The sequence below is a fragment of the Pseudochrobactrum lubricantis genome, from assembly GCF_041929865.1.
Lineage (GTDB): Bacteria > Pseudomonadota > Alphaproteobacteria > Rhizobiales > Rhizobiaceae > Pseudochrobactrum > Pseudochrobactrum saccharolyticum.
In genome coordinates this window covers 519076-541602 of the sequence record NZ_JBHEEE010000002.1, presented here as the reverse complement: position 1 = coordinate 541602, position 22527 = coordinate 519076, and the positions used below count along the sequence as shown (strand labels likewise).

Here is a 22527-nt window from a genome sequence, read left to right as displayed (position 1 = left end):
CTTTTGACGCAGCCCTCACAGATTTTACGGCTGCGCCTGAACATTGTTGCGCAGCGTATAATATTTATCCACTGCATGGGAAATACGCTCCACCGCACGTTTGCGCCATGAAGCATCTTTCAGCAGCTTCTCATCGTCCTTATTCGACAAATATCCGATTTCGACGAGAACCGAAGGAACATCCGGTGCACGCAACACCTGAAATCCGGCAAAACGATGAGGATTATTAATCAGATTAACCTTGCCCTGCAGAGATTTGACCAGCCCGTCAGCAAAATTCAGCGAAAAAGAATGCGTTTCACGCTGGGTCAGTTCCATGAGGATATCATGAACGACCGGTGCTTCTTCGCTGTAAATACCCGCACTGGCATCAGAATTATTCTCGCGTTCCGCCATAGCTCTGGCCACATCATCCGATGCCTTGTCAGACAATGTATAGACCGTTGCACCACGGATATCCTTATGGCGGATCGTATCGGCATGAAGCGAGATAAACAGATCCGCCTCATGCTGGCGCGCCAGACGCACCCGCTCCCCGAGCCGCAGGAAAGTATCATCCTCGCGGGTCATGAGAACATTGATATTCTTGTTCTTCATGAGTTCATCACGAAGCTCGCGCCCGAAAGCAAGCGTCACATTCTTTTCCAGCGTGCCGCTCACACTTTCCGCGCCGCTGTCGATGCCGCCATGTCCCGGATCAATCATCACAGTAAACTGGTGGCTTGAGCCAAGCGTATCGCTGATGGCAGGAGATGCCCCGCCAGTGTCCGCATTTAATGAGGCCGTAGTCACTTTCTGATCGGCAAGAGCCTGTGCAAATTCACGGTCAGAACTGGCGACAATATCGGCAACCATACGATAGCCGGACGAAGATTCGTTTTTTACAACTTCCAGCTTTTCAACTTTGAAAGGCCCTTTGGCATTGAGAATCAATCGCGACCGCGTCTGCGCAATCAGTCCGTAGCGCACCTCGGAAATCAGACCGCGCGGCGTCAGTGATTCCTTGTCAAAACCGAAACTGGTTTCCGGCAGATCGATCACAAGGCGATGCGGACGCTCCAGAAGATGCGTCTCTACATTCGGCTCATTGTCAAACATAACCACGATACGGCTGCGCAGATCATCACCGGCCATTTTGAAGGTCAGTGCAGAGAGTTCAGACTTAGCGCCCTGCGCTGCAAATGCAGAATTTATCGGTATTATTGCCACAAAAGCCGAAAGCAGCGCCTGCCGCCGCAAAAACTTGCGAAAAGCCGGTTTTAAAGAAAAAAGATTGGCTGTCAGAATTCGTAAAAACATCGTCTCGATCAAATTATTGCAAAGCTGAGATTCGTTCAGATCCTGCACATAGTTTGCAATCCCCTGCCCGCAAATCAGCATTTACGAACACCCGCCCGTGCTCGGGCATTATGATTGCCTTTGCGGCAGTTCGGTGACGTCTGAGCAGTTTCATTTCTCCTGTTTCAGAAAAACCACACTGCCTCACCCGCTTCTGTCGGATGCTGCAACCGCCCGTAACACAGATATGCTAGAGCTTTATCGTTAATGAAGCCTTTGCAAATTTCATCAAATCTGCCTCTGCATCAGGCTTTTATAATTACAAAATTTCAATGCCATTTCCCGTCATAACAGGCAACTGACAAAGCTGCGTGCACAAATCACGCATGAAATAAAGCCGGCTTAGATTCCGCCCGCCGTATCTTCACTTAAATCCCGTGTCAGCGACATCAGAAAATCATTCTAAAACATTGAGATAAATGTCGAAATTATAAAATTCATGCCTGATTAGTTTGAACGGAGTGTGACGCATTATTATATTCTGCTTGTCAGAGGGGCGATCAGGTCCTAAAAGCATTATCAGGTTACAGATCCGCCATCGGAATCATTCTCTGTCCAGCGTCCGGTTAACACCCGCGGACAGGCTCTTATCGTGGCAGATCAGCTCAGAACCTGACGTTACAACCGTCAGAAAACTGCAGAACGGCCGTTTGTGATAATTCTGATTTGAAAGATTATCCGGCGGCTCAGCGTAACTGAACAAGGATTCAGCACTGGCACGGTTCCCCCGGCCACTGCTCATAAAGACTGCGGACTATGTGAGAAATCATAATCGGCAATCTGTTATCTGCGGCATCACGCGTTGTAAGAAACGCAGTTTACAATGCCGTAACACTTTTGAATTGCTGCATATTTTATCCTTTGGGATTTGTGCGGCACTATAATCGGCCTGTTTATCAGGTCTTTCGAGGTCGTTTCGATCGGAACCGCTATGGGTCACGCAGACTTGACCATTGCCAGCCTGAAAATCGCGATTGCCGCAAGGCATCAGCGCGTGAAGACTGTACTCTGCGTTCCGGCGAACCTTAATTTATCCGGCAACCGCGAATATATACGAACCGGCGCTCCCGAAGCGTCTCCGGTTCCTCTTGATTTGCGTTTTTCCGCCGGAAGGAAAAACACTTATGTCGAACAAAATGCTTATCGATGCCTCCCACCCGGAGGAAACGCGCGTCGTAGTGGTGCGCGGTAACAAGATCGAAGAATTCGATTTTGAATCTGAGCATAAGAAGCAGTTAAAAGGCAATGTATATCTGGCACGCGTAACCCGCGTTGAGCCGTCATTGCAGGCTGCTTTTGTGGAATATGGCGGCAACCGCCATGGCTTCCTCGCCTTCTCCGAAATTCATCCGGACTATTACCAGATTCCGGAAGCTGACCGTAAAGCGCTGCTGGAAGCAGAAGCCCGCGCAGCACGTGATGAAGATGATGAAGAGCGTGAAGAAGCACCACGCCGCAATCGCCGCGGTCACAATGACCGTCGCGGCTCGGGCCGGCACCGTCATCACAACAACAGCAGAGATCATGCTGCAGCACCGGCTGTACCGGCACCTGAATTTGTCGGCGACTTCGCTGCCGAAGCGCAGGAAGCCTATGCACAAGCATTGCTCAATGCTGCTCAGGAACAGGCAAATGACGATGCGGATGATAATGCATCCGTCATGGCTGCTTCTTCCGACCAGCCGGTAATCCGTGAAAAAGCTCCGCGTAAACAGCACGCATCAGACAGTGACGACGATGACGATCACGATGATGAAGACGATCAGGTTGAATCGGTCGGCGCTGAAGATGCGATGGAAGAGCTGCCGGGCAGCAACCGTGCGCATCGCAAGCACTACAAGATTCAGGAAGTTATCAAGCGCCGCCAGATTATTCTGGTGCAGGTGGTTAAAGAAGAGCGCGGCAATAAAGGCGCAGCTCTCACAACCTATCTGTCGCTGGCAGGCCGTTATTCCGTGCTGATGCCAAACACCGCACGCGGTGGCGGTATTTCTCGCAAGATCACCAATATTCAGGATCGCAAGCGCCTGAAAGATATCGTCAAGGAACTCGAAGTGCCGCAGGGCATGGGTGTGATCCTGCGTACTGCCGGTGCCAACCGCACCAAGGCAGAAGTGCGCCGTGACTATGAATATCTGATGCGTATGTGGGATAATGTCCGCCAGCTGACCATGCAGTCACAGGCGCCTGCCCTCGTCTATGAAGAAGGCAATCTCATCAAGCGTTCGATCCGCGACCTTTATAACAAGGATATCACGGATATTCTGGTTGCCGGTGAAGCCGGTTACCGCGAAGCCAAAGATTTCATGCGGATGCTGATGCCGACCCATGCGCGCGTCGTCCAGCCTTACCGTGAAACCACGCCGATTTTTGCCCGCAACGGGATTGAAGCCCAGCTTGACCGGATGCTGCATCCGCAGGTTACACTGAAATCCGGCGGCTATATCATCATCAACCAGACTGAAGCTCTGGTAGCGGTTGACGTCAACTCCGGCCGTTCAACCCGTGAAAATTCAATTGAAGAAACTGCATTGCAGACCAATCTGGAAGCCGCAGAAGAAGTTGCGCGCCAGCTGCGTCTGCGCGACCTTGCCGGTCTGGTTGTGGTTGACTTCATTGATATGGAAGAAAAGCGCAACAATCGTGCCGTTGAAAAACGCATGAAAGATTGCCTGAAAGATGATCGCGCCCGTATTCAGGTTGGCCGTATTTCGCATTTCGGTCTTCTCGAAATGTCGCGTCAGCGTATCCGTGCATCGGTTCTTGAAAGCACCATGCAGCCTTGCCCGCATTGCGCAGGCACAGGTCTGATCCGCTCGGATTCCTCGATGGCGCTTTATGTCATCCGCTCGATTGAAGAATTCCTGCAGCGCAATTCGCAGAACAATATTACTGTTCGCGCACCGCAGGCCACAGCGCTGTATGTGCTGAACCACAAGCGCCACCTGCTTGCAGAAATGGAAAGCCGTTTCGGCCTGACAATTGAACTGCAGATCGATGAAACCGTTGGTCATCAGCATCTGGCGATTGATAAGGGCACACCGGCTGCCGGTCCTGTTAATCCGGTTCCGCAGACAATCCAGTTCATGCCTTATGACGAGGAAAATGATCCGGAAATCATCGATGTGGAAGATGATGCGGAAACCGAAGCAACATCAGGCGATGAAGATAACACACGCGACGATAATAATGACGACCGCAAGCGCAGCCGTCGCCGCCGTCGCCGTCGCGGTGCCCGTGAACGCGATAATTCGGAAACACAGGGCGAAGCCGCTTCGGATGAAGATGAAGGCGATGATACAGACGCAGATGACGCACCTTCCCAGTCGGAAGAAGACCGTCGTAAGAAGCGTCGTCGCGGCCGTCGTGGCGGACGCAAGAACCGTCGCGGTGAATATGACAATGACAACCGCATGCCTGCGGTGGAATTTGTCGGCTTCAGTCGCGATGAAGCTGTCACCCGTCTGACTGCCTATAAACAGGCAGTGAAAAAAGCTTCGGCTCCTCTGCCTTCACCGGAATTTGTGGGCTTTAACCCGCAGGTGAAATCAGCGGCTCCGGCTGCGGCCCTGACACAGGATGCTCCGGCCAAGACTGAAGCAGCCCCGCAGACTGAGGCAAAATCCGAGAAGAAGACTACAAAACCTGCCCGTAAACGCCCTGCGAAGCCACGCGGTGCAAAAGCAACGGCTGAAACCGCTGCGGAAACTGTGACTGAAGTGGCAGAACCTGCCGGTGAACCGGTTGTTGCAGAAGCAGTGGTTGCGGAAGCTGAAACTGTGAGTGATGAAGCTCCGGCCAAAACCACCAGCAAAAAAGCTGCAGAAAAACCGGCCAAGCCTGCCCGCAAGCCGCGCGCTAAAAAAGCAGCGGAACCGGTTGCAGAAACACAGGCTGAAGTTGCTGAAGCCGTTATTGTGACTGAAGTGGCAGAACCTGCGGCGGAACAGCAAGCAGAAAAGCCTGCCCGTAAACGCAGCAGCACACAGGAAGCATCCAAGCCGGTTGTGACCTCGCAGATCAGTCAGGCTGAAAAGCAGGAAGAACCGGCAGAGCAGCCAAAACGCGGCGGCTGGTGGCAGAAAAAAGGCTTCTTTTAAGCCCTGCCGATAAAACCCATAGAATAGAAAAGCCGCCGGAATTTCCGGCGGCTTTTTTTATTTCGTGTACATACTAAATTTCAAATTTGTACAAAAAGAGGACTGACCTCAGAGCCAGCCTTCCAACCGGCGCATTGCTTCACGCATTTCATCAGCTGTGCCCGCATAGGAGAAGCGCATTGTGCGGTGACCTTCCAGCGGATCAAAATCCAGCCCCGGTGTAGCGGCCACATTAATCTCGGCAATCATTTTGCGGGCGAATGCCATGCTGTCATTGGTAAAGCGGGACACATCACAATAGGCATAGAATGCACCATCCATCGGTGCGGCCAGTGTCAGCCCCATTTTCGGCAGATGTTCACCGAGGATAGAACGGTTCAGCGCATAACGCTGCTTGATAATATCCAGCTCATCCGTTGCCTTAAAAGCCTCAATCGCCGCAATCTGTGACAGTTCCGGTGCAGAAATATACAGGCTTTGCGCAATACGTTCATTCGGGCGCACCGCCTCTTCCGGCAGCACCATCCAGCCGATACGCCAGCCTGTCATGCAATAATATTTGGAGAAGGAATTAATCACCGTCACACTATCATCAAAGGCCAGTGCAGTCTGGTCAGGACGATCATAGGTCAGGCGATGATAAATCTCATCGGAGATCACACGAATATTGCGTTCGCGAGCTGCCTCCAAAATGGCTTTCAGCTCATCATCTTCAATGATTGCGCCGGTCGGATTGGCAGGGCTGGCGAAAAGCACACCTTTCAGCGGCTTTTCCGCATGGGCAGCAATCAGGCTTTCAGCAGTCAGATTGGCACTTTTACCGTCACCGGTGCCGATTTCAACAACTTCAACGCCAAGCGCTTTCAGAATATTGCGATAGGCCGGATAACCCGGACGGGTAATCGCCACACGGTCACCGGCATCAAAATAGGTCAGGAAGGCCAAATTGAACGCGGCCGATGAGCCGGTCGTCACGGCAATGCGCTGCGGGCTGACTTCAACGCCATATTGCTCGGCATAATGGGCCGCAATCGCTTCACGCAGACCAATCAGGCCCAGCGCATCCGTATAACCGATTTTACCATCAATCAGAGCTTTTTGCGCAGCTTCACGCACGCGGAGCGGTGCCGGATCAGCAGGCTGACCAACCGCCATGGAGATCATCGGCGCGCCTTCTGCACGGCGCCGGTTCGCTTCAGCGAGCACATCCATGGCATGAAACGGATCAACTTCACTCCGGTAGGAAAAAACTCTCACTTCTCTGCCCTCAAAAAACACCTGCTCTGCCGCCTGTATGAAACAGCAGTCTGCAGAACCGGTTAAGCTTTAAACACCGGCTGTTCCATAGCCCGAACTGCACAGCGCAACAACCGCATAACAATCACAAAATATTAGCTATAAAACAGCAAAACGAACCGAAACTTTAAACTTCTTAAGCCTGACTTCAGTTCAGGTCATAAAAAAGGCCTGAAAGATCATGAAATAAACTGTGGTTCACAACTGCGGATTCCTGGCGGAATATATCATTCTGTTTTTCGCATCCTGTAAGCTAAAACAGCATTATAAATATTGCAGCTGATTCACACCTGATGCATGTCCCTGTCCAAACTGACCTGTTTGGATACATCATGCGGTAAATGAAAGTGTCCGGAGCGAATGCGATACCGTGCTACCGTTCTTGATCGTTTTTAAAACAGGATTTTATTGATGGCCGAAACCGCTCTTCTTTATACAGCCCCTGCGCCGCAACCGGCAGCACCGGCACCGGTTCCCGTCCGCAACAGGTTGTACCGCCCGCTTTCTCTGATGATTTCCGCCGCTATTCTGGCCAGTTCCGCAGTCACTGCCTCAGCGCAATCGCGCTCAGTACCGGTCGTGCGTGATGCAGAAATTGAAGCCCTCGTTACCGATTACACGACCCCAATTCTCAATGCCGCAGGCCTTGGTAAAAAGCGTATCGGTACAATTCTGGTCAACAGCCCGAGCTTCAACGCTTTTGTCGACGGACGGCGTATCTTTATCAATACCGGCGCCCTGCTCCAGTCTGAAACCCCGAATGAGATTATCGGTGTTATCGCTCACGAAACCGGCCATCTTGCCGGCGGCCATCAGGATCGTCTGCGTGAACAACTCAAACAGGCCAAAACCATGGCTGTTATCGGCACATTGCTCGGCCTTGGTGCGGGGATTGCCGGTGCAGCCACCCGTAACAGCGCCATTGCCGGTGCCGGTGGCGGTATTGCTGCGGGCGGCGGTGAAATCGCCATGCGCAGCCTGCTGTCCTATCAGCGCACGGAAGAAGCAGCAGCTGACCGCTCGGCAATCAATTATCTGAATAAAACCGGCCAGTCAGCCAAAGGCATGCTGACAACATTCGAGCGCTTTGCCAGTGCCTTATCGATCAGCGGCACACAGGTTGATGCCTATCGTATCAGCCACCCGCTGCCGCGTGACCGTATTGCCAATCTGACGACACTGGCTCATCAAAGCCCGTATTTTGAGAAAAAAGACCCGGAAGCCCTGCAGCTTCGTCATGATATGGCGCGGGCAAAAATCGCGGCCTATTCCGGCGGCCTCGGCTCACTGCAACGCATGTTCCGCAACAATCCGCGTGGCGTAGGCGCACGTTACGGCGATGCGATTTACACTTTCCTCAATGGCAATCCCCGTAATGCCATTCCGAAAATTGATGCATTAATCAAAGAACAGCCGAAAAACCCTTATTTCCGCGAAATAAAGGGCGAAATGCTGCTGAAAGCCAATAATCCGGCCGGTGCTGCTGCCGAGTTCAAACAGGCTGCCGCGCTTGATCCGCGCAAATCCAGCCTGATCCGTATGAGCTATGGCCGCGCTTTGATGCTGACCGGCAATAAAGCCAATATGGAAGCGGCTATCCGCGAGCTTAAAGCGGGTATGGTACGTGATCCGGAATTTTCGGAAGGTTACGGCTATCTGGCACAGGCCTATGGCCAGTCCGGACAGATGGGGCTTTCGGACCTCGCAACTGCGGATCAGCATTATTATGCAGGCCGTATCAATGAGGCTAAGATTTTCGCAACCCGTGCGCAGACACGTCTGAAATCCGGTTCGCCGGACTGGCTGCGGGCGCAGGACATCATCAATACCAAGACCAAAAAGAAATAAACCACGGTACCAATACCGGTTTTCCGTAACAGAACTTCACATTTCGCCAGTATGGCGAACTACCACCATTAACCCGAACGACAAGGCCGGTTTATCCGGAGTGATCCTATGACCATTCATTTCAAGCGCCGTTTAGCTACCACTGTTTTCGGCGCAGCTGCTCTGGTTTCTGCCGTTGCAGCTTCCCATGCACAAGAAGCAAAGCCGCTCGATAAAGCTGCCGTTGAGAAAATCGTCCGCGAATATCTGATCGCCAATCCGGAAGTGATGCTTGAAGTGCAGGACGCTCTGGAAGAAAAACAGGCTGCATCAGCCCGTGACAGCCAGTCCAAGATTATTGCAGAAAATCATGATTCGATTTTCAACGACGCCAATGATGCCGTTTACGGCAATCCGAAAGGCGACGTGACCATAGTTGAATTCTACGATTACAATTGCGGCTATTGCAAACGCGCAATGCCGGATATGCAGGCGCTGCTCAAAGCCGATCCGAATGTCCGCTTTGTTCTGAAAGAATTCCCGATTCTCGGACCGGATTCCATGCGCACCCATCTGGTTGCACAGGCATTCAAGCGTCTGATGCCTGAAAAATACATGGAATTGCACGAAGCGCTGATGAAAGAGCCGAAAAGCTCTACCGAAGAGAGCGCAATGAAAATCGCTACCTCTTTGGGCGCTGATGAAGCGAAACTGCGTGAACTGATGAAAAGCAAAGAGGTCGTGACCTCCTTCCAGAGCGCTTATAATGTTGCTCAGGCGCTGAATATTTCCGGCACACCGTCTTATATTATCGGTAATGAGCTGGTTCCGGGGGCGGTCGGTCTGGAAACATTGTCTGAAAAAATCGCTGAACAGCGTCAATCAAACACCGGCAACAAATAAAATTCATAATTTTATCTATAAAATTTGAATTTAGTGCCGGAAAATGCAGTTAAAGCCTGTACGGATACAATTTACAGGCTTTAACCGCAAAGCATTCCCCATTATATGGGAAGAGTTAAAGACTTCAGACAAGCTGAATTCATACGAATAACGGAATCGTAAAGCGACACCACACCCGATGGCACAAGTGATTTTCATTCTGAACGGCCCGAACCTGAATATGCTCGGTAAAAGAGAACCGGCAATTTACGGCTCGACGACCCTTGATGATATTCACGTAAACTGCCGCAAAGAAGCTGAAAAGCTGGGCGTGGAAATTGACTTCCGTCAGTCTAATCACGAAGGCGATCTGGTCACATGGATTCAGGAAGCCGGTGAGAAAGGCGCGCAGATTCTGATTAACCCTGCAGCCTATACACATACATCCATTGCGCTGCTTGATGCCATTCGCGCAGCTCAGGTGACAGTGGTTGAGGTTCACCTCTCAAATATTCACGCCCGTGAAGAGTTCCGCCACAAATCCTTCGTTTCTCCGGTTGCCAAAGCTGTACTGTGCGGCTTCGGTGCGGAAGGTTATTTGATGGGTCTGCGGGCTCTCGCCGGTTATCAGCATAATCGCGAAAGTTGACCGGATTTTCAGAGTGGATTATGCCACGCATACCAAACCAGCATAATGTACCCTGACCGTCAGGCATATGCTAAAAGCAGTTAAGGCAAAAACGGGAACCGGTTTTCCGTTCAAAACTGCGAAAATAAAAATGGGAGCCTATTCCGATCTGCCTTAACCGGATCGGAATAGGCTCTGAAGAAACAACAATATATATATCAGCGGTAAAGGGGCCAGACCCATGACGAACAAAAGCTCCGGTATCGATCAGGCGATCATTCGCGATCTCGCGAACATCCTCAAAGATACCGATCTGACAGAAATTGAAGTTGAACAGGACGATCTGCGCATTCGCGTTTCGCGCAATATCACTGTTCAGGCTGCAGCACCTCAGCAATATTTTGCCCCTGCTGCCGCAGCACCGGTTGCCACCGCTGCGCCTGCTCCGGCTGCAGAAGCACCGAAAGCTGCTGACAAATCCAAAAATGCCGTGCCTTCGCCAATGGTTGGTACCGCCTATCTCGCACCGGCACCAGGTGCCAAGCAGTTCGTAGAAGTCGGCCAGAGCGTTAAAGAAGGCCAGACCGTTCTCATCATCGAAGCGATGAAAACCATGAACCAGATTGCTGCTCCGCGTGCAGGTACAGTGACTGCTATTCTGGTCAGCGACAGCCAGCCAGTTGAATTCGGCGAACCTCTTATCGTCATCGAATAAGATCTTTCACAGATCACGGCTGTATTTTCAAACATACAACCATCGCTGACCAATTTGAATTAATGCATAGTCTGCCTCAGACTATGCCTGAGGCAGGAGCTCCGATGTTTCAAAAAATCCTCATAGCCAATCGCGGCGAAATTGCCCTGCGGGTGCTGCGCGCCTGTAAGGAGCTTGGCATCAAGACTGTTGCCGTTCACTCCACTGCCGATGCCGATGCCATGCATGTGCGTCTCGCAGACGAAAGCGTATGTATCGGACCACCATCATCGCGCGACAGCTATCTGAATATTCACCAGATCGTTGCCGCCTGCGAAATCACCGGTGCTGATGCAATCCATCCGGGTTACGGCTTCCTCTCCGAGAATGCCAAATTCGCTGAAATTCTTGAAGCTCACGATATTACCTTCATCGGCCCGACCGCTGCGCATATCCGCATCATGGGCGATAAGATCGAAGCCAAGAAAACTGCAAAACGCCTCGGCATTCCGGTTGTTCCGGGGTCTGACGGCGGGGTTGCCAGTGAACAGGATGCAATTCGTATTGCTTCCGAAATCGGCTATCCGGTCATCATCAAGGCTTCTTCCGGTGGCGGCGGCCGCGGGATGAAGGTTGCCAAATCGGCAGAAGATATCTCTGTTGCCTATAATACTGCACGCTCGGAAGCAGCTGCTGCATTCGGTGATGATGCTGTTTACATCGAGAAATATCTCGAAAAGCCGCGTCACATTGAAGTTCAGATCGTTGGCGACGGTGCAGGCAAAGCTGTTCATCTGGGCGAACGCGACTGCTCGCTGCAGCGCCGTCACCAGAAGGTCTGGGAAGAAGCCAATTCCCCTGCCCTGAATTCCGAAGCCCGTGACAAGATCGGTATGATCTGCGCCAATGCGGTTGCAGAACTGGGCTATCGCGGTGCCGGTACAATCGAATTCCTCTATGAAAACGGCGAGTTCTATTTCATCGAAATGAACACCCGTCTTCAGGTGGAACATACGATTACCGAAGCGATCACAGGTATTGATCTGGTTCATGAACAGATCCGTATTGCCGCCGGTCTTGGCCTGTCGGTCAAGCAGGACGATGTACGTTTCTCCGGTCATGCGATTGAATGTCGTATCAATGCGGAAAACGCACGCACATTCACACCGTCACCGGGCACGATTAAGCATTATCACACACCGGGTGGTCTGGGCATTCGTGTCGATTCCGGCGTCTATAGCGGCTATAAAATCCCGCCATATTACGACAGCATGATCGGCAAGCTGATTGTGCATGGCCGTAACCGCGTGGAATGCCTGATGCGTCTGCGTCGTGCACTGGATGAATTCGTCGTTGACGGCGTTGATACAACCCTGCCGCTTTTCCAGGATTTGATTGCCAATCCGGATATCGCCAATGGCGATTATGATATCCATTGGCTTGAAAAATATCTGGAAAAGAAAAACGCATCGGGTCAGTAACTCCGGTGGCGGGACGCAAATCCCCTCCGCCTCAAAATTTAAGTCCGGAGCTTCTGCTCCGGGCTTACGCCTCCGGCATTTTCCCTATGTCAGAAAGTGCTGATGATCCGGAAATATTCTGGGTACGACCGGAACAACGCGGCATTATCCCGCTCGATAAGTTCCACATTTCCCGCAGTCTGCAAAAAACACTGAAGCGCTCCCCGTTCGAGATCAGCTATGACACCGCCTTTGAACAGGTGCTGGAAGGTTGTGCTATCAGGCGGGATCCCAATGCCGGTACATGGATCAATCAGACGATCCGTGACGGCTATATTGCCCTGCACAAAGCTGGACACTGCCATTCTGTTGAAGCATGGCAGGACGGGCAGCTTGTCGGTGGTCTTTATGGTGTGTCGCTGGGTGGCGCATTCTTTGGTGAAAGCATGTTCAGCCATGTCACCGATGCTTCCAAGGTCTGCCTCGTGCATCTGGTGGAGCGGTTGCGTGCACATGGTTTCAAACTGCTGGACACGCAGTTTACTACAGGGCATTTACAGCGTTTTGGCGCTGTTGAAATTCCTGCAAAGGATTATGAAGATATGTTGCTGCCAGCGATTTTAACGCCTGCGCAGTTCTGAAACTGCCAAACCTTATTGCGGCGCAGGAATGTCTGACGTCTGCTTGCAGTCTTTCAGCCAGATATCATACACCGGATGATCCACAGCATTCAGACCCGGACTATCGGCAAACATCCAGCCGGAGAAGATGCGGCGGATTTTGCGATCCAGTGTGATTTCATCCACCTGCACAAAACTGTCAGTGCGCGGCGCTTCATTATCCGAGCGGCTGTAGCAAACCTTTGGCGTTACCTGTAACGCACCAAATTGCACTGTCTCATTAATATAAACGTCAAAAGTTGTGATCCGGCCGGTGATCTTGTCCAGACCGGAAAATTCCGCAACTTTATTGGAAATACGCTCGGCACGTGCCTCAGATGCTACGCCCAGACCGGCAAGTGCCAGCCCTGCAACCAGCAGAAATGTTGTTCCAAAAGATCGTCCGGAAGAAACATTCATACACATTCTGCCTTTGGTACTGGTTGCATAAACGGATGCGGAGAAAACACCCGCCGGAAAATTAGCCTGTTCTTTACGGCATTTGTGAGAAAAAGACTCGCCGGACAGGGTTTTCCCCAATCCAGAGCGGCATACCACTGCACAGGACATAACTTTAGGGGAAAGATAAAGGCGGCACAGCTGAAAAACCATGCCGCCTGTCAAATCTATCAGGACTGAAACTTAATTCGGTGTCCATGCATCATAGTCGCCGCCCACTTTAGGGCGCTGACCGGATGCGGAGATCGCACCCTGCGGGCGATAAGCATAAGGCGTACCGGTCAGGTTCTGCTGGTGCGGCTTCTGCCATTCGCGCGGCTGATAGTTTTCTTCAGTCGGCGGCGTGTCGGTGCGGTGATGCATCCAGCCATGCCAGCCGGCAGGAATTGCACTGGCTTCGCTATAGCCGTTGAAGATAACCCAACGACGGGTGCGGCCTTCAGAATCCTTACCACCGGTATAATAAACATTACCGAACTCATCTTCACCGACGCGCTTACCTTTGCGCCATGTATGAAGACGGGTGCCGATAGTCTGGCTGTTCCACCAGGTAAAAACCTGAATAATAAATTTTTTCATAGCACTTCCGGATCCTGAACTATCCTGACCATAAAGGCACAGGATCATGCAGATTATTCCCTGCTTATGCCCTTATCTGAGGCGCGTCGCAAGGGTCAAGTTGCCGCTGTTTTCAGCATTTCTCAGTTAAGTGATGCCATTAACACCAGAGAACACTTAACGCAAAAAACTTTGTACGGACGCAACAGGCACAATTAAATGCGGGATGCTCCGGTTACATAGACCAGCCTGTCAGAGACTTTTCCATTTTAATAACCGGAATATCCAGCTTCAGTGTACCCCAGTCATTCGTCTCGCCGGTCTTTTCAAAACCTTTGCGGGTGTAGAAGTCCAGAGCTTTCTGATTCTTGGCAATCACTTCGAGAGCAAGCTTCTCCACATCAGGAAAAGCCATTTCAATCTCCGCCAGCAGCATAGTGCCAATACCCTGAACCTGCTGCTCAGGATCGACATAAAGCTGGTGCAGCTCCGCAATACCGTCTTTGCTCTGGCTGGCATAAGCCATGCCGACGAGGTTGCCCTCGCCGTCATCCGCCACAACAAATTCCGAATAAGGCTTGGCCAGATTACGCGTCAGCGCAGCAACAGAATGATATTCACCTGTCACCTTATTGACGGTCTCAACGCCCAGCACATCATCAAATGTGGCATGCCAGGTTTTGACCAGCAACTGGTGCACGGCCTTCAGATCATCCTTATTTGCAGAGCGCAGCCACATTATTCGATGCCCAGTTTCGCTTTAACCAGATCATTTACAGCCTGCGGATTAGCTTTACCGCCGGTTGACTTCATCACCTGACCAACAAACCAGCCCGCCAGTGTCGGTTTTTCTTTTGCCTGAGCCACTTTTTCAGGGTTGGCAGCGATGATTTCATCAACGGCTTTTTCAATCGCGCCGGTATCAGTCACCTGCTTCATGCCGCGGGCTTCGACGATCTCTTTCGGATCACCGCCCTCGTTCCAAACGATTTCAAACAGGTCTTTTGCGATTTTACCGGAGATTGTGCCTTCCTTGATCAGATCAAGAATAGCGCCCAGCTGTTCCGGAGAAACCGGAGCATCTTCAATATCTTTACCGGCCTTGTTCAAAGCGCCGAGCAGATCATTGATGACCCAGTTTGCAGCAACTTTACCGTCACGGCCTTCTGCAACCGATTCGAAATAGTCAGCAATGGCTTTCTCAGTGATCAGAATGGATGCGTCATAGACAGACAGACCCATGGTTTCGACCAGACGGGTTTTCTTGTCATCCGGCAGTTCCGGCAGAGCTGATGCCAATTCATCCACATAAGCCTGTGTGAATTCCAGCGGCAGCAGATCAGGATCAGGGAAATAGCGATAATCATGCGCTTCTTCTTTCGAGCGCATCGAGCGGGTTTCACCCTTTACCGGATCATAAAGACGGGTTTCCTGATCAATCTTCCCGCCATCTTCAAGAATACCGATCTGACGGCGCGCTTCATATTCAATCGCCTGACCAATGAAGCGGATCGAGTTCATGTTCTTGATTTCGCAACGGGTGCCGAATTCACCGCCCGGACGACGAACAGACACGTTCACGTCTGCGCGCATCGAGCCCTGATCCATATTACCGTCACAGGTGCCGAGATAGCGCAGAATGCTGCGCAGCTTAGTCATATAAGCGCGTGCTTCATCCGATGAGCGGATATCCGGCTTGGAAACGATTTCCATCAGCGCCACACCGGAACGGTTCAGATCGACATAGGACATGCTCGGATGCTGATCGTGCAGGGATTTACCGGCATCCTGTTCCAGATGCACACGCTCGATACCAACCTCAACATCTTCAAACTGGCCTTTGGAATCAGGGCCAACAGACACAGTTACAGTGCCCTCACCCACGATCGGCTGTTTAAACTGTGAAATCTGATAGCCCTGCGGCAGATCCGGATAGAAATAGTTTTTGCGGTCAAAAACCGACTTCAGATTGATCTGTGCTTTCAGCCCGAGACCCGTACGAATGGCCTGCGCCACACATTCCGCATTGATAACCGGCAGCATACCCGGCATCGCGGCATCCACCAGCGAAACATTGGCATTTGGCTCGGCACCGAATTCGGTGGAAGCACCGGAGAACAATTTGGAATTGGAAGTCACCTGCGCATGAACTTCCATCCCGATCACGATTTCCCAGTCACCGGTGGCACCGGAGATCAGGCGTTTCGGGTCTGGCGTGCGTGTATCGATAAGGGACATGGGCTCTTAAATCTCTGTTTTGCGGCGCGAGTTAAACTCCGCCGTTTTCTCATGCTTCTGGCTAAAACAAACCGGCCTGACTGGCAAGTGTTCTGTGCATCACAACAGCACTGTTTCAGCATCAATAAACGATCATGGCGCGGACTATAAACATTATGGTGCAACAGTGCACCCTGCATTGACGGAAAAAGTACAAATTCCCGTAACAAAGCATGGGCTTGCAAAGATAAATGACCTCACAGCACGGTCATATACCGACCATACCAAGCCGGCGATAGAGCCGCTCTGCTCCAAAGGGGTTATTACTCTCCACTTTAAGGCAGATTTTCTCCGCACCACGCAATTGGAAAACCTGAAAACAATGCAGCAATAAGGCTTCGCCGATGCCCTGCCTGCGCCAGTCGGGATGTACGACAATATCCTTGATAAAAGCACTGCCCCAGCATTGCGCAAAAGCAATCAACCGCCCTTGGATATCTGTCACCGGAAAAATCAGACCGGCATCATATTCCTCATCATTGGACAGGGCCTGCCACCAGTCACGCAATGGCGGCACTATATTGCCAACAGCTTGATAGGAAGCTGACAGCAAAGTATGGAGTTCTGCAATCATATCCGGCCGGAAGGCGGATAAAACCACATTCTTTGACCAGACAGGTTGCCGCTGCTCGTCACTCAGCGATTTACATAAATGATAATACAGTCTTGGTTGCATTGCAGCACAATAGCGCAACGCAAGTGACAGTAAAGCACCTCTGACAGCAAACAAAAAAGCCGCGTTTTGCAACGCGGCTTTCTCATAACTTTATGCGGGCTGATTATTCAGCTGCATCATCAGCTTTTTTAGCTGCTTTTTTCTTTGGAGCAGCTTTTTTAGCAGGCTTTGCTTCTTCTGCTGCGCCTTCTTCTTCAGCTGTCAGCTCTTCTTTGGTCACTTTCTTATCGGTGACGGAGATTGTGCCGAGCAGATGGTCAACAACCTTTTCTTCAAAGATTGGTGCGCGCAGATTAGCAACTGCATCAGGAGTTTTACGCAGGAATTCATAAACCTGCTGTTCCTGACCTGGGTAACGACGAACCTGATCGTAAACAGCGCGCTGCAGTTCTTCTTCGGTTACTTCTACACCGGCCTTTTCGCCGATTTCGGAAAGAACCAGACCAAGACGTACACGGCGTTCAGCCAGCTTGCGATATTCTTCACGAGCAGCTTCTTCAGTGGTTTCTTCGTCTTCAAAAGTCTTGCCAGCCTGCTGCAGGTCGAAATTGATCTGCTGCCAGATGTTGTTGAACTCAGCATTAACCAGACGCTCTGGTGTTTCGAACTGATATTCTGCATCCAGACCGTCGAGGATCTGACGCTTAACTTTCTGGCGGGTGATCTGGCCGTACTGACCTTCGATCTGTTCACGAACAACAGTGCGCAGACGGTCAAGGCTTTCGATGCCGAGCTTCTTCGCAACTTCGTCATTCAGTTCCAGCTCAGCAGCTTTAGCAACTTCCTTCACAGTGATGTCGAAGGTTGCTTCTTTACCGGCCAGATGGGCAGCGCCGTAATTTTCAGGGAAAGTTACTTTGATCTGCTTTTCGTCACCGGCTTTTACGCCGACCAGCTGATCTTCAAAGCCCGGAATGAACTGGCCGGAACCGAGTACCAGCTGTGCATCCTGATCTGCGCCGCCTTCGAAAGGAACGTCTTCCAGCTTACCGAGGTAATCCATGGTAACGCGGTCGCCGTCTTCAGCTTTGCCTTTTTTCGCTTCGAAAGTACGAGCGGAAGAAGCGATCTTCTTAACCTGCTCTTCAACTTCTTCGTCCGAAATATCAACAACTTCACGGGTCACTTTAAGACCGGAAACGTCTTTGATTTCGATTGCCGGCAGAACTTCGTAATTCATGGTGAATTCGAAATCAGCTTTACCGGCCAGAACCTTTTCGGCTTCTGCTTCGTCTTCGCTCATTGCAACTTCTGGCTGGGTTGCAGCTTTTTCGTTGCGGTCAGCAAGGATCGAACGGGTTGAATCGTTCAGAATTTCGTTAACGATCTCAGCCATGAAAGACTTGCCGTACATCTTACGCAGATGTGCTGCAGGAACTTTACCAGGACGGAAACCATCGATCTTAGCGCGACCGCGAGCGGTTTCGAGGCGCTCAGCAAGCTTTGCTTCAAGATCCTGTGCCGGAACCACGACTTTGATCTCGCGCTTCAGCCCTTCATTGAGCGTTTCGGTAACCTGCATGTCAAAACCTTCACTTTGTCTTCGTTTCGCATGACCGGCCACATGACCGTAGCCGCCGTGGCTAGCGAAATTTCTTGTTTTTCTGTTTGTCACATACCGCGCACAAATATGCGCAAAGGCTATGGGACATCCCGGAACGGATATAAAGCCTGCCGGATTATGACAGTGACTCTATATATAAATGGTACGGATTTTAAGCAGCCATACCTGATTTCTGCTATTGAATTTCCTGCACAATATCTGCTCATTCACCGGCATAAAGTCACATTTCGTAACAGAGCCCGTGCGACAGCATTGCGCCAGAATCCCATTTATCGCAAACCCATTACAATCAGCGCCCGCAAAATACAAGATGCGATTGAATGTTCACCCTGCAATCCATCGGATTTTATCGGCCTTTTACCGATGCGGATTATGCAGTCAGTATATTTTTATAAACAATACCGTCTTTCATAATCAGCTTCATATTCTTGTCCGGATCAGCAATCAGAGACACATCCTCCAGCGGATTACCGTCGATCAGCAGCATATCCGCCATTGCACCTTTTTCGATAACGCCGACAGCTGCACCATAAGGATTACGGTTTCCTGATAGCGCCAGCAATTCGGCATTGGTGCCGGTTGCCATTTTCAGCACGTCACCATTATCAAACCAGCGAGCCAGTTTCGCCAGCTGACGTCCCTGCGAGGCTGTGCCTTTCGGGTTGAACAGAATATCCGTCCCCCATGCCATTTTGACATTATATTTAGGCCCCAGTTCAAATGCACGGATCGTGCCTTCGGCAATCATTTTCTGCTGGTCGCGCTGTATCTGCGAGGCATAAACATTGGCATCCTCATCCGCCAGAAACGGCTGAATGCTCCACCATGCACCGGCATCAGCCATTTGCCTGACGGTTTCCTCATCGGCCAGCTGGCCATGTTCAATCGACTGCACGCCGCAAGCCAGCGCCCGCTGAATACCGGCTGACGTATAAACATGTGCACAGACATAAGTGCCCCAATCCTTGGCAGCCATGACAGCCGCACGGATTTCAGCCTCGGTAAATTGCAGGGAATCCAGCGGATCATAGGCTGAAGCCACACCGCCGCCGACCATAATCTTGATCTGGCTGGCGCCCAGCATCAGCTGCTCCCGTACACGACGCAGCACTTCGGCCTCACCATCCGCAATTGCAGCTATACCGGCAGATTCCGCAAGGCTCAGATCATTCGCACTATGGCGCGGAATATCACTGCGCTGGCGGAAATCGCCATGACCGGAGGTCTGGGACACCATCGCGCCGGACGGATAAATGCGTGGCCCCGGAATACGCTTTTCATCAATCGCACGCTTCAGCGCAAAGGAAGGCCCGCCCATATCGCGTACGGTCGTAAAGCCACGCATCAAAGTGCGCTGCGCTTCCTGTGCAGCAACAAGATGCACATAGGCAATGTCAGACGTCATCGCCACCATTTGCGGAATAGCCGCCAGAATACTGTGCCAATGGGCATCGATCAGACCCGGCATCAGCACGCGATTGCCGCAATCAATCACCTGCGCCTCAGCAACATTCTCTGAAGCTTTGAGAATATCCGCAATTTTTCCGCCGCTCACCAGAACATTATGCCCTTCAATCAGCTTTGAGGATTTTCCGTCGAAAATGCGCAGATTTTTCAGCAAAACAGGCTGGCCTGCAACAGAAACGGGCGTCTGAGCCAGTACCGAAACCGGATCAGCCACTACGGCACCTGCCATTACAGCCGCAAGGCCGCTCAGGACAGAACGGCGGCTCAGCCCGCGACCAATGCGTTCATTCAGCTGCGTGATTGCCGGACTATGGCACAAGCATCCAAATCCATGAGCATATTGCCCGTAACGCGCACCATAGTTTCTCATAGCCTCAAACCTTTCTAAAGCTTTGATAAGACTGCATCAGCATAAATATATTATGCGGAAACTTCGGCCATAAAGTTTTAGAATTGATGAAATTCAGCACGATCCGGCAGGATATATTTGCTACGGAGACTATAAACAGCAGGCAATGAGAAAAAATGCCATCTCAAACTGCATTGTAACACAATTTGTATCACAAAACCGGCCAAAAACGCACCTTCGCCAAAATTGCAGCATCAAACACGCAGCAATTACAAAGACTTACAAAAATCAAAGAGAATAAAAGTGGTGCGGATAGAGGGACTCGAACCCCCACGGTCTCCCGCCAGAACCTAAATCTGGTGCGTCTACCAATTTCGCCATATCCGCAACCGAAGCACGTATGCTTTGATGTGCGCCGCTCTATAGCATTCAATTTTCAGGCTTCAAAGGGAAAAAACAGATTATTTTTGATAAGAGACTGTCATACACAGATCTTATCACTTCCCTTTGCTGCCTCACCTCAGAACAGCGGTTCATCAAAAACCTGCTTGCCGTCAATCCTGAGCGCACGGATCGCCGCGACGCCTTTTTCATTCACTGACAGGACGATATCCACGTTGCTGTCGCGCTGGGCATTTTCAACCGCCAGCCCTTCACCCTCCGGCACATAATAGCGCTCAATGCCATAAACAACGGGCAGGATTGAATAGCTGTCAAAGAGCTGAAACGGAGCCTCAACCTCCCCGCGCAAAAAGATTTCGCCGTCTTTTAATGCATCCGGAACATCAAATTGCGCCCGCTTCGCCTCCCACAAACCATCGGCCTGTTTCGCCAGCACGACATAAATATAGTTCAATCCGCTTTTGCGTTTCGGCTGACCGCTAATCATATGTGCAGGTAGGCGGGAAATTTCATAGCTCAGAATAACATAATCGCCGCGCATCAGATCACGCGGATCAACCGGCAAAGTCCGCAGCACCACTTCCGAACCGCTGCGCAGAATACTTATACGCTGCTGAACACCTGCCAGCATCACACCTGACTGCAACAATGCCGCAAGAATTGCAGCGACATAAAGCCAGCGCTTTTTAAGAAAACTCATGGCTGCTGCTCCCCATCATGAACGGACACCGCTTTAACAGTTGAGCCATGCAGATATTTTTCCATACGGGTAACCAAATAAGCCAGCCCCATCACCAGCAGACCGCCGATCAGGAAGACACCCGATGTGCCGATCATCGTCCCCACAGTCACGGTCGCCAGATACAACACATGCAAAGAGAAGCCCGCATAGGCGAACCAGCGTAATTGTCCGCTTTTTTCACCGGCGATAATCAGCGCAAAAACACAGATGGCAATTGCCGCCAGCGAATAGACCGCATCGGCACCGGCCTCATAGCTATTGAACAGGTCTTTATGCTCAACCTGAAAGATAAACAGCGCGATCAGCAGAGAAGCCAGACCATAACCGGCCAGCTGCGAGCCAAATCCGTAGCTGTAGCGTTCAAAGGCCGGCCAGCGCCCCTGACAAATCACCAGCACAGCGCCAAGGGCAATCATCAGGATCAGGATCGCCTGATTTTCAATGTCAAAATACAGAGTGAGAAAATAAGCCAGTGTCAGCGCTGCCAGCAAATGCATGGCCTTATCCGCTTTTGTGTAGATAATGGCTCCGACACAGGCGAGGATGTAAAGCGGCATAACCCAGCGATAGGATGCAACCAGATTGACCTGCCCGCCAAGCTCATTCAACACGGTTGACAGATAAAAGCCACCGATACCCAATGCCGCAGCGGTCAAAATCGGCGCGCGCAGCAGCACCGCAGCAACCAGCACACCAACGCCCCATGCCAGCGCCGCCGTCGTCATATCACCGGACATATGATACATCTGTCCGATCAGCGCGATACCGGCACCATAGGTAATTGCCGAGAGCAGATAGAGCGCCGGTGCAAAAATCGCCGCCAATGTGTTGCTTTGCCCGCTTTCACCGCGCCTTTGCAACCATGCGCCGCCAAGATAACCGCTCCACATGACAAACAGGATAAGCGCCACGCGCCAGACACGCGGTATAACTTCCCAATTGGCTGCAACAAACAGGATCAGCGCTGCGCCAAGCAATAATGCACCAAGTACGGCGAGAACACCGCCAATACCAAAGCCGTTCTTGCGGGTTTTAACATCAAGACGCAGCCTGTCTGCGGTTTCCTGATCCAGCAGCCCTTGTAACTGCCACTGGTCGATCTGACTTGCAAGGGAAACAAAAATGGACAAATGGCGATCCTGTTATAAT

General features: G+C 51.3%; 19 protein-coding genes and 1 tRNA gene. 8 read left to right on the top strand and 12 right to left on the bottom strand.

Annotation, left to right across the window (positions count from 1 at the left end; genetic code table 11):
• Positions 1-24: 24 nt before the first annotated feature.
• Positions 25-1209, bottom strand: coding sequence for an N-acetylmuramoyl-L-alanine amidase (locus JNC80_RS07005; protein WP_376709907.1), 1185 nt, complete (start codon positions 1207-1209; stop codon positions 25-27).
• Here JNC80_RS07005 and JNC80_RS07000 point away from each other — a divergent pair.
• A complete protein-coding gene (locus tag JNC80_RS07000) occupies positions 1136-1327 on the top strand; it encodes a hypothetical protein (protein WP_376709909.1) in 192 nt (63 codons plus the stop codon). The two genes, JNC80_RS07005 and JNC80_RS07000, sit on opposite strands and share 74 nt — an antisense overlap.
• A 1135-nt stretch (positions 1328-2462) precedes the next feature.
• Complete coding sequence (locus JNC80_RS06995; protein ID WP_376709862.1) at positions 2463-5438, top strand: ribonuclease E/G; 2976 nt, start codon at positions 2463-2465, stop codon at positions 5436-5438.
• Positions 5439-5546: 108 nt separating this feature from the next.
• Here JNC80_RS06995 and JNC80_RS06990 read toward each other — a convergent pair whose 3' ends face one another.
• Positions 5547-6650 (bottom strand): pyridoxal phosphate-dependent aminotransferase, encoded by a 1104-nt coding sequence (locus JNC80_RS06990; RefSeq protein WP_376709906.1) that lies wholly within the window; start codon positions 6648-6650, stop codon positions 5547-5549.
• A gap of 594 nt (positions 6651-7244) precedes the next feature.
• Here JNC80_RS06990 and JNC80_RS06985 point away from each other — a divergent pair.
• The 6 genes from JNC80_RS06985 (at position 7245) to aat (ending at position 12866) form a co-directional block, all read left to right on the top strand.
• A complete protein-coding gene (locus JNC80_RS06985; RefSeq protein ID WP_116087922.1) occupies positions 7245-8582 on the top strand; it encodes a M48 family metalloprotease in 1338 nt (445 codons plus the stop codon).
• A 108-nt stretch (positions 8583-8690) separates the two neighbouring features.
• Entirely contained in the window at positions 8691-9464 is a 774-nt protein-coding gene (locus JNC80_RS06980) for a DsbA family protein (protein WP_022711458.1), read from the top strand.
• Between the two features lie 178 nt (positions 9465-9642).
• A complete protein-coding gene (gene aroQ / locus JNC80_RS06975) occupies positions 9643-10092 on the top strand; it encodes a type II 3-dehydroquinate dehydratase (RefSeq protein WP_376709861.1) in 450 nt (149 codons plus the stop codon).
• 220 nt (positions 10093-10312) lie between these two features.
• Positions 10313-10786: an acetyl-CoA carboxylase biotin carboxyl carrier protein gene (gene accB / locus JNC80_RS06970; RefSeq protein ID WP_376709860.1), complete on the top strand. Its 474-nt coding sequence runs from the start codon at positions 10313-10315 to the stop codon at positions 10784-10786.
• 104 nt (positions 10787-10890) lie between these two features.
• Positions 10891-12246, top strand: coding sequence for an acetyl-CoA carboxylase biotin carboxylase subunit (gene accC / locus JNC80_RS06965; RefSeq protein ID WP_022711461.1), 1356 nt, complete (start codon positions 10891-10893; stop codon positions 12244-12246).
• Positions 12247-12251: 5 nt separating this feature from the next.
• Positions 12252-12866 carry a leucyl/phenylalanyl-tRNA--protein transferase gene (gene aat / locus JNC80_RS06960; RefSeq protein WP_022711462.1) on the top strand — a complete coding sequence of 205 codons (615 nt, stop codon included), beginning with the start codon at positions 12252-12254 and terminating at the stop codon, positions 12864-12866.
• Positions 12867-12878: 12 nt separating this feature from the next.
• On the opposite strand, the gene JNC80_RS06955 is transcribed toward aat, so the two are convergent.
• The 10 genes from JNC80_RS06955 to JNC80_RS06910 all read right to left on the bottom strand — a co-directional run bounded on the left by JNC80_RS06955 (position 12879) and on the right by JNC80_RS06910 (position 22508).
• Complete coding sequence (locus JNC80_RS06955) at positions 12879-13304, bottom strand: DUF2155 domain-containing protein (protein ID WP_051139045.1); 426 nt, start codon at positions 13302-13304, stop codon at positions 12879-12881.
• A 222-nt stretch (positions 13305-13526) separates the two neighbouring features.
• Positions 13527-13922: an NADH:ubiquinone oxidoreductase subunit NDUFA12 gene (locus tag JNC80_RS06950; protein ID WP_022711464.1), complete on the bottom strand. Its 396-nt coding sequence runs from the start codon at positions 13920-13922 to the stop codon at positions 13527-13529.
• A gap of 214 nt (positions 13923-14136) precedes the next feature.
• On the bottom strand, positions 14137-14640 hold the full coding sequence (locus tag JNC80_RS06945; protein WP_022711465.1) for a GNAT family N-acetyltransferase: 504 nt from the start codon (positions 14638-14640) through the stop codon (positions 14137-14139).
• The gene (gene gatB, locus JNC80_RS06940; RefSeq protein WP_022711466.1) at positions 14640-16139 is read right to left on the bottom strand and encodes an Asp-tRNA(Asn)/Glu-tRNA(Gln) amidotransferase subunit GatB; all 1500 of its coding nucleotides are present in this window, start codon (positions 16137-16139) and stop codon (positions 14640-14642) included. Before gatB ends, JNC80_RS06945 begins: the two co-directional genes overlap by 1 nt.
• A gap of 247 nt (positions 16140-16386) precedes the next feature.
• Complete coding sequence (locus JNC80_RS06935) at positions 16387-16854, bottom strand: GNAT family N-acetyltransferase (protein WP_376709859.1); 468 nt, start codon at positions 16852-16854, stop codon at positions 16387-16389.
• A gap of 103 nt (positions 16855-16957) precedes the next feature.
• Entirely contained in the window at positions 16958-18376 is a 1419-nt protein-coding gene (gene tig / locus JNC80_RS06930) for a trigger factor (RefSeq protein WP_116087516.1), read from the bottom strand.
• 412 nt (positions 18377-18788) lie between these two features.
• On the bottom strand, positions 18789-20255 hold the full coding sequence (locus JNC80_RS06925) for a metal-dependent hydrolase family protein (protein ID WP_376709858.1): 1467 nt from the start codon (positions 20253-20255) through the stop codon (positions 18789-18791).
• Positions 20256-20538: 283 nt separating this feature from the next.
• Positions 20539-20621 (bottom strand) — tRNA-Leu (locus JNC80_RS06920).
• Positions 20622-20754: 133 nt separating this feature from the next.
• Positions 20755-21336, bottom strand: coding sequence for a GDYXXLXY domain-containing protein (locus JNC80_RS06915; RefSeq protein WP_022711470.1), 582 nt, complete (start codon positions 21334-21336; stop codon positions 20755-20757).
• Entirely contained in the window at positions 21333-22508 is a 1176-nt protein-coding gene (locus JNC80_RS06910) for a DUF2157 domain-containing protein (RefSeq protein ID WP_376709857.1), read from the bottom strand. Before JNC80_RS06910 ends, JNC80_RS06915 begins: the two co-directional genes overlap by 4 nt.
• Between the last annotated feature and the right edge of the window lie 19 nt (positions 22509-22527).

Bases quoted from the DNA above. Each gene is read 5' to 3' on its own strand.
- JNC80_RS06980 (WP_022711458.1), top strand. From the start codon at position 8,691: ATGACCATTCATTTCAAGCGCCGTTTAGCTACCACTGTTTTCGGCGCA.
- JNC80_RS06950 (WP_022711464.1), bottom strand. From the start codon at position 13,922: ATGAAAAAATTTATTATTCAGGTTTTTACCTGGTGGAACAGCCAGACT.
- gatB (WP_022711466.1), bottom strand. From the start codon at position 16,139: ATGTCCCTTATCGATACACGCACGCCAGACCCGAAACGCCTGATCTCC.
- tig (WP_116087516.1), bottom strand. From the start codon at position 18,376: ATGCAGGTTACCGAAACGCTCAATGAAGGGCTGAAGCGCGAGATCAAA.
- accB (WP_376709860.1), top strand. From the start codon at position 10,313: ATGACGAACAAAAGCTCCGGTATCGATCAGGCGATCATTCGCGATCTC.
- JNC80_RS06945 (WP_022711465.1), bottom strand. From the start codon at position 14,640: ATGTGGCTGCGCTCTGCAAATAAGGATGATCTGAAGGCCGTGCACCAG.
- JNC80_RS06985 (WP_116087922.1), top strand. From the start codon at position 7,245: ATGATTTCCGCCGCTATTCTGGCCAGTTCCGCAGTCACTGCCTCAGCG.
- JNC80_RS06995 (WP_376709862.1), top strand. From the start codon at position 2,463: ATGTCGAACAAAATGCTTATCGATGCCTCCCACCCGGAGGAAACGCGC.
- JNC80_RS06935 (WP_376709859.1), bottom strand. From the start codon at position 16,854: ATGCAACCAAGACTGTATTATCATTTATGTAAATCGCTGAGTGACGAG.
- JNC80_RS06925 (WP_376709858.1), bottom strand. From the start codon at position 20,255: ATGAGAAACTATGGTGCGCGTTACGGGCAATATGCTCATGGATTTGGA.
- JNC80_RS06915 (WP_022711470.1), bottom strand. From the start codon at position 21,336: ATGAGTTTTCTTAAAAAGCGCTGGCTTTATGTCGCTGCAATTCTTGCG.
- JNC80_RS06990 (WP_376709906.1), bottom strand. From the start codon at position 6,650: ATGGATGTGCTCGCTGAAGCGAACCGGCGCCGTGCAGAAGGCGCGCCG.
- accC (WP_022711461.1), top strand. From the start codon at position 10,891: ATGTTTCAAAAAATCCTCATAGCCAATCGCGGCGAAATTGCCCTGCGG.
- JNC80_RS06955 (WP_051139045.1), bottom strand. From the start codon at position 13,304: ATGAATGTTTCTTCCGGACGATCTTTTGGAACAACATTTCTGCTGGTT.
- aroQ (WP_376709861.1), top strand. From the start codon at position 9,643: ATGGCACAAGTGATTTTCATTCTGAACGGCCCGAACCTGAATATGCTC.